This is a genomic window from Novosphingobium sp. (assembly GCF_031424035.1).
Lineage (GTDB): Bacteria > Pseudomonadota > Alphaproteobacteria > Sphingomonadales > Sphingomonadaceae > Novosphingobium.
In genome coordinates, this window is record NZ_JANPGP010000073.1 from 38,607 (window position 1) to 49,425 (window position 10,819).

Below are 10,819 nucleotides of genomic sequence, written 5' to 3' on the forward strand. Positions count from 1 at the left end.
TGTGCGTCGAAGATGTTTCCGCATTGTCGCATACTGTGACTATGGCTGGAGACGACAAAAACGGTGGGCCGAACCATCTTAAGGCGTGGCGGGAATTCCGCGATTTGACGCAGGCCGATCTCGCGGATGCGGTCAACACCAACTCAAACATGATCGGCTATCTGGAAAGCGGAGAGCGCAGCTTATCGCTGAAATGGCTTCGCAGACTTGCGCCAGCGTTAGACACCAATGTCGGCATGCTCGCCCAATATGATCCGCGCGACCTTGACCGCGATTTGATCGAGATATGGGCTACAGTCAGTAACCGCGACAAAGCGAAGATTGTTGAGATCGCCAAGCTCCTGGCGGAACGTGATGGCACGACTGGATGACATCACCGAGTGATGCCGTCCGTCGCGACCTCGCCAATATGGCCGCTCTCGACCTTTGGGCGGAATTTCACGCCTCTAATATGGCGGCAGGCCCATGTCCTCGCGCCGCTGCCATAGATGGCCAGCGATTCAATGCCGCATTCGCGCCCGTTCCGCCGTTTCCAGAATGTCCCCATCCGGACCAATGCTCCTGCATGTATCAAGCCCGACTGGATAAAGATGGGGAATTTTAGAGATGGCTCATTTGTCCGCTCACGAAGTTGAGAACGACATCGCTGGGCGATTGGTAGCTATTCAGGATGTTCTGTCGTTTCTTCTGGCGCATCACCTAGCTGGCCTGCGTGAGGATGATGCCGATGCCGTTGTTGCCAGCTTTTTGGGTCAACAACGGTCCTTGAAGCAAGGCGTCATCGACGCGGAAGATTTGCAATCGATCGCCCAATCTGCCGAAAATACGCTCGCCATGATGCTGGGCTCGGCGCAGCATATGGCATCTGAATACCGCCGCCTAAGGGCCGGATAACACCATCGCCTATAAAGCCTTCGATTTTTGATGTCCGCCCTGCATCCGGGCGGTCAGTGATGCTGACTTGATCCATTTTTAGTTTCCTACACGATCCGGGCGCGCCAAACTGTGACGTGTCGATTCGTTCTCTTATCATATCAAATCACAAACTGTGATAAAAACCGCTTGACGTTCTATCACAGATTGTGAATACCTAGCTCCAGACAAACGATCTGGAGCCTGCAATGTCCACTCCCAAATCCTGCGCCACTTGCTCGCACTATCTGACCCCTGATCGGCTCTCCGGCCCTTGCGCGATGGGCGGCATTCCTGCCCTGCGCGGCCTCAAGAACCTCACCTATACCACGCCGAACGAGATCGTTTATTCGCGCAATAGCTGCGGCGACTGGGCATCGGCTCCGGCTTTGCAGGTGGCAGCATGAGCGCGCTCGACACCTCGCTCAACAACATCATTCAGGCCCACGCCCTGTGTGATGTTCGCGTATCGATGCATCAGGGAACGGGCTATGAAGTCCTCCTGCAATGGCATGACGATGAAGTGTGGCACGGCCCCGGCTATGCCTTTGGGGCAGGCCCGACGACTAAGGCCGCTATCCGCCTCGCCATCAACAATATGGGCAAAAAGCGGACTCCGGAAATCGCGGGAGAACTCGCATGAGCAGCGCCGCCCGCACCGAGGCCGCTTGCTTCAAAAACATTGCCGCCCATCCGTTCGATTGGGCCGCGCACAATCGCGCCATGGATGAACGCATGGCGGCGGTTAACCAGTCGATTGCCCACGATGCCGAGATTGGCCGGAAGATCGTCGCTGCAACGCATGACATGGTGAACGATGTTCGCGCGATGATCGGCGGTGCGAAGTGAAGGCCCGTTGGCTTATCGTCCCGCTGTTCGCCGTGGCCCTCTACATGGGCGATCGCGTCATGGCTGGCATCGTCCAGTGCGAGGCCGCGCAAACCTGCCCGAATTCGGGAGGTGCGAAGTGACCGCGCCGGCAATCATCCTGATCGCATGGCTGGCCATCAATGCCGCCTTCGTCGGCCTCATGATCCGCCGCGCCAATCTGCGCGAGCGTGAAATCCACAACAGGGAGGCCGGGGAACCTAACAAGACCCCGGCCGCAAACTCATGACCCACCAATCCGCCTACACGCAGCCGCTCGCCCCACCAGACACCGAGTTCATGCGGTTCCTGCACAAGCGCCGGGATGAGCAGTACATGGCCGGGGTTAGGGAGAAGTGGCGCAGGGTTAGGGAGGGGGGGAAGTGATGAAGCCCTACTCACCCGAGACGCTGGCAGACCGTTGGGGTTGCAGCTCCGAGAAGGTCCGGCTTATGTACCGCGCCGGCGAACTTGCAGGCTTTCGGCTTGGCAAACTGATTCGCATCCCAGCGGCAGAGGTTGAACGGTACGAGTGCCAGAATACACCCTCACCTTGCACCGAGGAAAACTCGCCCTCACCTTCCGAGACAATGGAAGGCCGCGCCGAATTTCGACTGGCACGGCAGATAGGGGGCGGGCCGAAGCTATCGCCCGTGAACTATGGCAACGGCTGACCAAGCCTGCCACGGAGCGCGTAGGGGACTTGTGGCCCCTGTACGTCAAGGACCGGCAGCGGGACGGCGTAGGGACCGAGTACAAGACGCACGAACTGGCGCTGAAGGATCATTTCTGGCACCGGCTTGGCACGGCGATAACCCGCGAGGATTGCAGGGCGTACAACACCGCCCGCAAGGCCCTTGGCTACTCACCCAGCACGATCAGGACGGACCTAGCCTTGCTGCGCGCATGTCTGCGTTGGCGGTACAAGGACGAAGCGCCCGCGATATGGCTCCCCCCGGCATCAGCGCCGCGCGAACGATGGCTGACCAAGCCCGAAGCGAACAAGCTGGTCGATGCCGCCAAGTCGCCGCACATCAAGCTGTTCCTGATCTTGGGGCTTGCGACCGGCGCGCGGGCCGCTGCGATTCTGGACCTGACATGGGACCGCGTGGACTTCCATCATGGCACGGTCAATTTCATGCCAGCAGGACGCGCACAGACGAACAAGCGCCGCGTGGTGGTGCCGATGAACAATCGCGCCAGAGCCGCCCTGGAGGAAGCCAAGGAAGGCGCTTTGTCGGATCATGTGATCGAGTACGGCGGGAAGCCGGTGGCATCGGTCAAGAAAGCAATCGAGCGGCTATCCAAGGCAACGGGCATTGCAGTCAGTCCGCACGTTCTGCGTCACACTTGCGCGGTATGGATGGCGCAGGCCGATGTGCCGATGCAGAAAATATCGCAGTATCTTGGACACACTTCGCTGGCCATGACCGCATCGGTCTATGCGAGGTATTCCCCCTCATTCATGCAGGACGCAGGGGTTGCCGTGGAGTTTTGATGTACACTGGTACATCGAGCCGTAGCGGCCAAGGTACGGAAAATGGCGGAAAAGGTGGTGCCGCTTACAGGATTCGAACCTGTGACCCCATCATTACGAATGATGTGCTCTACCGACTGAGCTAAAGCGGCATGTCACAATTCGGCCGAAACCGCTGCGGACAGGTGAGGCCCCTTAGCGGTCGTTTTCGGGTGTTGCAATCGGGATTGTGATGAAGCGGTGCTGCCGGGATGGCTGGGCAGTGGTGAGCGTGGCATAGGGGGGCGATGGATTGTTCAGCTGACCCGACGATAGCTGGCGCATTGGCGATGACCGCTTGCCGCAGCACCTATGACGGCGCCCTGGTGGCGGAGAAGCGGGCGATTCCGATTGAGACGCCGGTAGCGATCGAGGTGAACGGCGTGGCCTATGCGGTGATGATGACCAGCCCCTGCGATCTCGACGATTTCGTCACCGGATTCCTGCTGGCCGAGGGACTCGCCGAGGCGAGCGAGATAGAGGAGATCGTGCTGCACTCTGCGGACGGCGGCGCGGGTATTGTCGCGCGGACCAACCTGCCGGCGCATAGGATCGCGCCGGTCATGGAGCGCGCGCGGCGACGGCTGGGGGACAGTTCCTGCGGAATTTGCGGGCTGGAGAGCATCGACATGGCGCTGCGACCGCTAACGCCGCTTGAACCCAGCACCCTGCCCGAACCTCAGGCCATAGCGCAGGCGCTGCAATCGGTGCGCGATGCTCAGTTGCTCGGCCAAGCGACCGGTGCGACACACGCGGCGGCGTTCTGCGCGCGCAATGGCGCGCTGCTGGTGCTGCGCGAGGATGTTGGCCGGCACAACGCGCTCGACAAGGTGATCGGTGCCTTGGCGCGCAGTGGGCAGTCTGCCGCAGACGGGTTCCTCGTGGTCACCTCGCGTGCGTCCTATGAGCTGGTCGAGAAGGCGGTGCGGGCGCGCTGCCCGCTGCTGGTGGTGATTTCCGCGCCGACCTCGCTCGCGGTCGAGCGGGCGCGCGCGGCGGGGCTGGCGCTGGCGGTGATCGCACGCGACGATTCGATGCTGTGGGTCAGCGGGCCGGCGCTGCCACCTGAACAGAACAGCCTCTAATCCGGCAGGGCTTCGAAGCGGAAGTCGCGGAACACGGTCTCGCCCGGCCCGGCAGAATAGAGCCCCGGCCGCAACATCAGGAAACCGCCGCGCACGTTGTGGTGATAGCCTGACACTTCCATACCGCGATCGAACCTCACCCAGGTTTGGCCGCCGTCGCCGCTGGTATGGTAGGAGACGATGTGCTGGCGGTTGGTCACGCGAAGGCGCATTCGCCGCCCATGCGGATTGGCCGGGCGGCCGCGCTCGATGCCGTACTGGTGCGTGACGAAGCGCTTTTCGTCAAAGCCGAGGCCGGCGTAGAGCTTGTCGTCGTAGAACAGCACCAGCCCCGCCGTGCCGCCCGGCGCGATCTCGATATCGCATTCGAAGCGGTAGGAGGTGTCGCCAGCGATCAGCAGCAGGGGTGATCCGCTGGAGGGTGCGGTGCCCTTCCCCGCGAAGTGCAGCGCGCCGCCATCGACGCGCAGGCGCTTGGCTTCATCGGGAGCGGGGCGGAAGAACGACCATTTCGAGCCGAGCGCCAGCGGGGCGGAAAAATCGTCCGACAGTGGCATGCCGGGGCGCAGCGCGGTGCCGCCGCGCGGTTTGCGGATCGGGCGTGAGAGATCGCCGCCGGTCATGCGGAACCAGCCGTCCTTCGTCCATTCGACCGGATCGAGCAGACACTGGCGGCCCAGCGTCCAGTAACCGTTCTCGAACCCGTGGTAGAGCGACCACCATGAACCGTCTGGCGCCTCGACCAGGCTGGCATGGCCGCGCGACCACCACGCCTCGCCGATGCTTTTGGTGCGCACCAGGGGATTGCCGGGATGCTGCTGCCAAGGCCCGTGGATCGAGCGCGAGCGTGCGGCGATGACCATGTGGCCGGTGGGCGGGCCCGCCGTGCCGCCGACCGCGGTAATCATGTAAAACCAGTCGCCGCGGCGATGGATCTTGGGGCCTTCGGGGCTGAAGCCCTCGACGTCCCAGGTATCGGGATAGCGCCAGGGATCGTAGACATGCTCGGGGCTGCCGGCGAGGCTGAGGCCATCGTCCGACAGGCGCACCCGGTCTCCACCCGATAGGAACAGCCAGCGCGAACCGTCTTCACCCACGGCGTGACAGGGGTCGATGTGGGCGTGCAGGCCCAGCGGCACGGGATCGCTCCACGGGCCGTCGATGTGATCAGCCCAGATGACGAAGATGTCGTTCGGGCTGGCCTTGACCGGAATGTACAGGAAGTAGCGGCCCTTGTGCTTTTCCAGGCTGACTGCCCAGACCGAGCCGATGTTGCGGGTGAGCGCGGCCTTACGCGGCTGCCAGTTCACCAGATCGCGGCTGTGCCAGATCGTCAGCCCCGGATAGGAATCGAAGCTGGAAAAGGTCAGGTAATAGTCCGCACCGTCCTTCAGCACGGCTGGATCGGGGCGGTCGCCGGCGATCACCGGATTGCGGAAGGTGCCGTTGCCGAGATCGGGAATACGCTGGTTTTCGTAGCCCCGGCCCCACTTGTCGCGCGGGGCGGCGGCGATCGCAGCGGGGGCATTCAGGGCAAGGGCGCCAAGCCCGCCCAGCTTGAGGGCATCGCGTCTTTCCATCGTCATCCCAGCACCGTCGTTCGCGCCCAGGCGCGCCAAAGGTCGGGCCAGGCCTCGACCGGTTTGCCGATGGCCTTGCGCAGGCCAAAGCCGTGGCCGCCATGTGTGAACAGGTGCATTTCCACCGGCACCTTGCGCTCGCGCAGCGCGGCGTGGAAGCGCAGCGTGTTTTCCACCGGGACGGCGTCGTCATCCTCGGCGTGGAGCAGGAAGTGCGGCGGGGCATCGGCAGGGACGGTCTGGTCGGGCGACCATGCCATTTCCTGCCCCGGCGAAGGCTTTGACCCCAGCAGCAGCGCGCGTGATCCGGCGTGGGCAATGGCAGGGTCCATCGAGATCACCGGGTAGAGCGGCGCGGCGCAGGCGGGCCTCGCGGAGAGCTTGTCCGCTGCGTCAACCGGCGAATAGACCGGCACGGCAAAACGCGTCGACAGGCTGGCGCAGACGTGGCCGCCGGCGGAAAAGCCCATGGCGGCAACGCGTTCGGGATCGATGGCAAAGTCCTTCGCGCGGTGGCGGATCAGTCGCGTGGCGCGCTGGGCATCGATCAGAGGGGTATCGGGGCCGCTCGCCCAACCTTCGCCCGGCAGGCGATAAAACAACACGAAAGCGGTAAAGCCGCGCGCGGCCAGCCAGCGCGCCATTTCATAGCCTTCCTTGTCGACCACAACCCATTTGTACCCTCCGCCCGGCATGAGCAGGACCGCCGCGCCATTGGGCCGGTCGGGCCGGAACACCGCCATGCGCGGCCGGCTGATGCCAAAGACGGCCCGGTCAGTGACGAGAGCGTCGGTCGACCGTTCATTGACCGTTTCGACGAGCGGAACACGCGGTGCATCTGGCGCCCCTTTGGGCCAGAGGTCGATGGTTTCCACCGGCTGCGGCAGGCCGGATGCTTGCGGCTTGCCGGTCGTCGGTGGGGCCGTTTGGGCACGGGCAAGCGCCGGTAGCGCACTGACGGCAAGCCCCGCGCCCAGCAGATTGCGGCGATTGAGCCTCAGCGTTTCGTCAGGTCCGGCCATCCGCCCACCTCTTCCTGGCTGTCGATAATCCTGCCGCTGCGAGCCCGAACCGAGGCCACCACCCGCGCGTCCACAGTATCGCGCGGTCCCGCGCCCGCCCCCTTTAGCACGGCCTCGCACCCCTTTGGAGCGGGATCGGCGCGTACCGGGGCAATGTCAGGCGCGGCGGCGAGCGGGTTCCACAGGCCCAGTGTCAGGCTCTTCTGGTCGGCGGGGACCACGCCATCGAGGCTGTTGCCGGCGAACCAGCTGCGCGCCGCCGGGTTCTCCTCGCGGAACACCGCCTTGCCTTTGCTGTCCGGCCCACTGACGTAGCAATTGTCAATGAAGGCGTAGGTCGCGGCGCTGCCCTTGTCGGCATTGTAGCCCGATGCACTGCCGCCCCAGTTGTAGAACAGGTTGGAGCGGAATTCGATGAAGGCGCCCTTGGGATCGACATCGGCGGGGGTGTAATTTCCGGGGCGCGGCATCCGCTGGACATGATGCGCCCAGAGGTTGTGATGGAACGAAAAGCGCGAACCCTTGCCGCCGCGGATCAGGCTGCCATAGCCGTGATCGCCCTTGTCATGCCCGGCCTTGCGCAGCGATTCCGCGATGATCGACCATTGCACCGTCAAGTCGAAAATGCCCGGCTCGCGCTGGTAATTCGCCGAGGCAGACAGCGTTTCATCGACCGACCAGCTGGCCGACACGTGATCGAGGATGATGCGGTTACCGCTCGACACGGAGATCGCATCGCCCTGCCCGCCGCCAAGATTGCCCAGACGCGAACGGATTTGGCGGATGATCACGTCATCGGCTTTCACTACCAGTCCATGATCGGCGATGGCCACGCCGCCCGCTGGCGCGTTCGAACCGTCAAGCGTGATGCGCGGCTGCCGGATGACCAGATCGCTTTGCAGGCGGATCGTCCCCGCAACCTTGAAGCGCACGATGCGCGGACCGGCCGCGTCAATCGCGGCGCGCAGGCTGCCGGGTCCGGAATCGGCCAGCGTGGTGACCTCGATCACCTTGCCGCCGCGCCCACCGGCGGAAAAGCGGCCCGCGCCCTCCGCGCCGGGAAAGGCCAATTGCGGTTTGGCCAGCAAGGGGGCCGGCAGGGCGATCAACGTCAGGAAAATGGTCGCCCGTCTCATCCGTCCTCCACCACCGGCATTCTTGACGAAATGTGGCGGCTTGGTCGCACTCTCGTCAATTTTGGTAACCGGTGTCATTTTTCTATTGCCCCGCGCAACCGCCTCTGTCAAGAAAGCGTGGAAGGAAGTCTGGGGGCAGGAGCGCGCCGTGAAAGGCGCAACCGGTAAAAGCCGGCTGACCAGGTTTCCCGTGTATTGACACCGGTGTCTGCAAGGCACCGGAGCGAAACGGGAGGATCTTGATGCGCAACTCGAATTCGACTCGCAGGTTCCTGATGGGATCTTCGGCCACGGCCATCCTGTGGACCACGCTGGCCGTGCCTGCGATGGCCCAGCAAGCCAGTGCTCCGGCAGAAGCTGCTGCTCCCGCCGCTGAGGAAGACGTTCCGGGTGACGTGATTGTCGTCACCGGCTTCCGCGCCGTGCTGCGCAACGCGATCAATGAAAAGCGCGAAGCGGTTACCCAGATCGACGCTATCACGGCTGAGGACATCGCCGACTTCCCGGACAGCAACCTGGCAGAATCGCTCCAGCGTCTGCCGGGTGTCTCGATTGACCGCGATAACGGCGACGGGCGCGGCATCACGGTGCGCGGCCTTGGCGGCGATTTCAACCGCACGCGGCTTAACGGCCTTGAAGCACTGGCAACCGCCGGGTCGAACGATTCCGGCTCCACCCCGAACCGCAGCCGCTCGTTCGACTACAATACCTTTGCCTCCGAACTGTTCAGCTCGCTGAAGGTGCAGAAGACGCCGTCCGCCTCGACCGACGAAGGTTCGCTCGGCGCGACGATCGACCTGCAGACGGGCCGCCCGTTCGACTACAAGGGCCGCGCTCTCGCGCTCTCGGCAGAAGGCTCTTACGGCGAGAATTCCAAGAAATGGAACCCGCGCCTTGCCGGGCTTGTATCGACCCGCTTCCTTGATGACCGGATGGGTATCCTCGTTTCGGCAGCCTGGTCGACGACCGACAATTCGATCGACCAGTACCGCCGTCAGGCCGGCCAGTCGGACTACCTCTATCGCTCGTCGGACTTCACCGGGAATGAAAACCCGCAGCGCGGCGGTTTTGCCGCGCCGACCGGCACCACGTTCGGGAGCGCCATCACCAATCCGGAAGTGATCAGCCTGCTGACCGGTTCGGACCCGGCAGCCTATGCCAAGCTCTATCCGGGCGCGCCTTACAACACGCCGGGCCGCTTCGATAACTCCCTGGTCCGCATTCCCGCGCTCGCCAATATCGAACAGCAGGACATCCACACCGAGCGCCTCGGCATCACCGCCAGCTACCAGTGGCAGATCAGCGACCGCACCCGGCTGAGCATCGACGGTGTCTATTCGAAGTTCGAAAACGAAAGCGCCTACAACCAGTTGCAGACGGTGGGCCTCAACCGCAACAACACCAACGCCACGCTGAACACCGCATCGAATACGCTGGCCATTACTGCAGCACGCGCGCTCTATCCAGGCCTGTGCACGCCCAACGCCGGATCGGACATCATCCCGCCACAGGATTGCGGCCAGTCGCTTTACGGAACGACGCCGGCCTTTGCCACGGCGCTCAGTTCGGCGAATGCATCGACCGCTTCGGTCCTTGGCGCCGCTGCCGTGGTGCCGGGTGGCACGACGCCGACCAACGCCAACATCTTCTCAAGCAATCCGAACAACCTTGACCCCTACGATTACTACAACAACCCCAGCTCGGTCGGCTATGTGCCCAGCGCCAACCACCTTGCCTTCCGCGGCGCGCTGATCGGACGTCCGGCAGTCGAAGTGGTGGACGCCAATGTCACCAACGGCTTGGCCGACTATCTCAAGCTGCGCGGCGTCGACTGGCGCTCGGCAGTCGACTATTCGTCCTATGTCACAAAGTTCAAGCAGGCCTCGGGCCAGCTTGACCACGAATTCAGCGATAACCTGAAGATGACGATCATCGGCGGCCTTTCGGAATCGCGGAACGATTCGGTGGGCAAGCTGGTCGAATTCAACCGCATGGATACGCCCGAAGTCTTCACTTACGACGAGCGCGGCGACGGCGACATGCCGGTCTACAACCTTGGCTTCGATGCGACAGATCCGACCAAGTGGGAAGTCGTGAAGGGCTTTTCCGGCATCCGTTATTTCAAGCGCAACGTCACCAACAAGTACCGCCAGGTGAAGGGCGACATGAGCTGGAAGGTCAACGACCAGTTCACGCTGAACTTTGGCGGCAACTGGAAGAAATTCTCGTTCGCCACCAGCTTCTTCGAGCGCAACAACGATCTGCTGAACCCGACGCTGAAGGAACTGGGCGTCACCACAGCCTCGGTCGCGAAGACGATCCAGTTTGGCCAGGGCATCAACGTGCCGGCGGGCGGAACCACTTCGTTCATCGTGCCTGACCTGCAGAAGTTCGAAACGCTTTACGGCTTCACCTGCAACTGCATCAACAAGTACGGCGACTGGCGGATTACCGACAAGCGCAACGGCGGCGCGCAGAATTATTCTGTCGATGAAGAGGATCTGGGGCTCTACTTCCAGGCCGACTTCACCTTCGACCTGCTGGGCCGCCCGGTGCGCGGCAACATCGGCGAACGCTATGTCGAAACTTCGGTCACCTCGATCGGCAACTCTACGGCGGGCCGTCCGCTGTTCGGCAGCAACAAGTATTCCGACTGGCTGCCGTCGATGAACCTGACCTACGAACCGATGGATGGCCTGAT

The 10,819-nt window shown here is 63.0% G+C and carries 14 protein-coding genes and 1 tRNA gene; 11 read left to right on the forward strand and 4 right to left on the reverse strand.

The window, feature by feature from the left end:
- The first annotated feature begins 41 nt into the window (after positions 1–41).
- From RMO89_RS11320 to RMO89_RS11355, 9 genes are all read left to right on the forward strand, one after another.
- Positions 42–371, forward strand: a complete 330-nt coding sequence (locus RMO89_RS11320) for a helix-turn-helix transcriptional regulator (RefSeq protein WP_310533176.1) — start codon at positions 42–44, stop codon at positions 369–371.
- Between the two features lie 235 nt (positions 372–606).
- Positions 607–894: a hypothetical protein gene (locus tag RMO89_RS11325; RefSeq protein ID WP_310533178.1), complete on the forward strand. Its 288-nt coding sequence runs from the start codon at positions 607–609 to the stop codon at positions 892–894.
- Positions 895–1,121: 227 nt separating this feature from the next.
- Positions 1,122–1,319 carry a hypothetical protein gene (locus RMO89_RS11330; RefSeq protein ID WP_310533180.1) on the forward strand — a complete coding sequence of 66 codons (198 nt, stop codon included), beginning with the start codon at positions 1,122–1,124 and terminating at the stop codon, positions 1,317–1,319.
- Positions 1,316–1,555: a hypothetical protein gene (locus tag RMO89_RS11335; protein ID WP_310533182.1), complete on the forward strand. Its 240-nt coding sequence runs from the start codon at positions 1,316–1,318 to the stop codon at positions 1,553–1,555. The genes RMO89_RS11330 and RMO89_RS11335 overlap by 4 nt, the downstream gene beginning before the upstream one ends.
- The gene (locus tag RMO89_RS11340; protein WP_310533183.1) at positions 1,552–1,761 is read left to right on the forward strand and encodes a hypothetical protein; all 210 of its coding nucleotides are present in this window, start codon (positions 1,552–1,554) and stop codon (positions 1,759–1,761) included. The genes RMO89_RS11335 and RMO89_RS11340 overlap by 4 nt, the downstream gene beginning before the upstream one ends.
- A complete protein-coding gene (locus RMO89_RS11345; protein WP_310533184.1) occupies positions 1,758–1,883 on the forward strand; it encodes a hypothetical protein in 126 nt (41 codons plus the stop codon). Before RMO89_RS11340 ends, RMO89_RS11345 begins: the two co-directional genes overlap by 4 nt.
- Positions 1,880–2,029 (forward strand): hypothetical protein, encoded by a 150-nt coding sequence (locus RMO89_RS11350; RefSeq protein ID WP_310533185.1) that lies wholly within the window; start codon positions 1,880–1,882, stop codon positions 2,027–2,029. The genes RMO89_RS11345 and RMO89_RS11350 overlap by 4 nt, the downstream gene beginning before the upstream one ends.
- 136 nt (positions 2,030–2,165) lie before the next feature.
- The gene (locus tag RMO89_RS20485; protein ID WP_409035543.1) at positions 2,166–2,453 is read left to right on the forward strand and encodes an excisionase family DNA-binding protein; all 288 of its coding nucleotides are present in this window, start codon (positions 2,166–2,168) and stop codon (positions 2,451–2,453) included.
- Between the two features lie 29 nt (positions 2,454–2,482).
- Positions 2,483–3,277, forward strand: coding sequence for a site-specific integrase (locus RMO89_RS11355; RefSeq protein WP_310533186.1), 795 nt, complete (start codon positions 2,483–2,485; stop codon positions 3,275–3,277).
- 55 nt (positions 3,278–3,332) lie between these two features.
- Here RMO89_RS11355 and RMO89_RS11360 read toward each other — a convergent pair.
- Positions 3,333–3,408, reverse strand: a tRNA-Thr gene (locus tag RMO89_RS11360).
- Between the two features lie 177 nt (positions 3,409–3,585).
- Here RMO89_RS11360 and fdhD point away from each other — a divergent pair.
- The gene (fdhD, locus tag RMO89_RS11365; protein ID WP_310533187.1) at positions 3,586–4,380 is read left to right on the forward strand and encodes a formate dehydrogenase accessory sulfurtransferase FdhD; all 795 of its coding nucleotides are present in this window, start codon (positions 3,586–3,588) and stop codon (positions 4,378–4,380) included.
- Here the strand turns inward: fdhD and RMO89_RS11370 are convergent.
- Genes RMO89_RS11370 through RMO89_RS11380 form a run of 3 tightly spaced genes read right to left on the reverse strand, consistent with a single transcriptional unit; the run spans position 4,377 to position 8,196 of the window.
- Positions 4,377–5,966 carry a family 43 glycosylhydrolase gene (locus tag RMO89_RS11370; RefSeq protein ID WP_310533188.1) on the reverse strand — a complete coding sequence of 530 codons (1,590 nt, stop codon included), beginning with the start codon at positions 5,964–5,966 and terminating at the stop codon, positions 4,377–4,379. The two genes, fdhD and RMO89_RS11370, sit on opposite strands and share 4 nt — an antisense overlap.
- On the reverse strand, positions 5,963–6,982 hold the full coding sequence (locus RMO89_RS11375; RefSeq protein ID WP_310533189.1) for an alpha/beta hydrolase: 1,020 nt from the start codon (positions 6,980–6,982) through the stop codon (positions 5,963–5,965). Before RMO89_RS11375 ends, RMO89_RS11370 begins: the two co-directional genes overlap by 4 nt.
- Positions 6,958–8,196: a pectate lyase gene (locus tag RMO89_RS11380; RefSeq protein ID WP_310533190.1), complete on the reverse strand. Its 1,239-nt coding sequence runs from the start codon at positions 8,194–8,196 to the stop codon at positions 6,958–6,960. Before RMO89_RS11380 ends, RMO89_RS11375 begins: the two co-directional genes overlap by 25 nt.
- 197 nt (positions 8,197–8,393) lie before the next feature.
- Between RMO89_RS11380 and RMO89_RS11385 the strand changes: the two genes are divergently transcribed.
- Positions 8,394–10,819, forward strand: a 2,426-nt coding sequence (locus tag RMO89_RS11385; protein ID WP_310533191.1) for a TonB-dependent receptor plug domain-containing protein, incomplete at its 3' end; no start/stop codon positions are given.

Bases quoted from the DNA above. Each gene is read 5' to 3' on its own strand.
- RMO89_RS11330 (WP_310533180.1), top strand. From the start codon at position 1,122: ATGTCCACTCCCAAATCCTGCGCCACTTGCTCGCACTATCTGACCCCT.
- fdhD (WP_310533187.1), top strand. From the start codon at position 3,586: ATGACCGCTTGCCGCAGCACCTATGACGGCGCCCTGGTGGCGGAGAAG.
- RMO89_RS11320 (WP_310533176.1), top strand. From the start codon at position 42: ATGGCTGGAGACGACAAAAACGGTGGGCCGAACCATCTTAAGGCGTGG.
- RMO89_RS11325 (WP_310533178.1), top strand. From the start codon at position 607: ATGGCTCATTTGTCCGCTCACGAAGTTGAGAACGACATCGCTGGGCGA.
- RMO89_RS11370 (WP_310533188.1), bottom strand. From the start codon at position 5,966: ATGACGATGGAAAGACGCGATGCCCTCAAGCTGGGCGGGCTTGGCGCC.
- RMO89_RS11380 (WP_310533190.1), bottom strand. From the start codon at position 8,196: ATGACACCGGTTACCAAAATTGACGAGAGTGCGACCAAGCCGCCACAT.
- RMO89_RS11375 (WP_310533189.1), bottom strand. From the start codon at position 6,982: ATGGCCGGACCTGACGAAACGCTGAGGCTCAATCGCCGCAATCTGCTG.
- RMO89_RS20485 (WP_409035543.1), top strand. From the start codon at position 2,166: ATGAAGCCCTACTCACCCGAGACGCTGGCAGACCGTTGGGGTTGCAGC.
- RMO89_RS11335 (WP_310533182.1), top strand. From the start codon at position 1,316: ATGAGCGCGCTCGACACCTCGCTCAACAACATCATTCAGGCCCACGCC.
- RMO89_RS11340 (WP_310533183.1), top strand. From the start codon at position 1,552: ATGAGCAGCGCCGCCCGCACCGAGGCCGCTTGCTTCAAAAACATTGCC.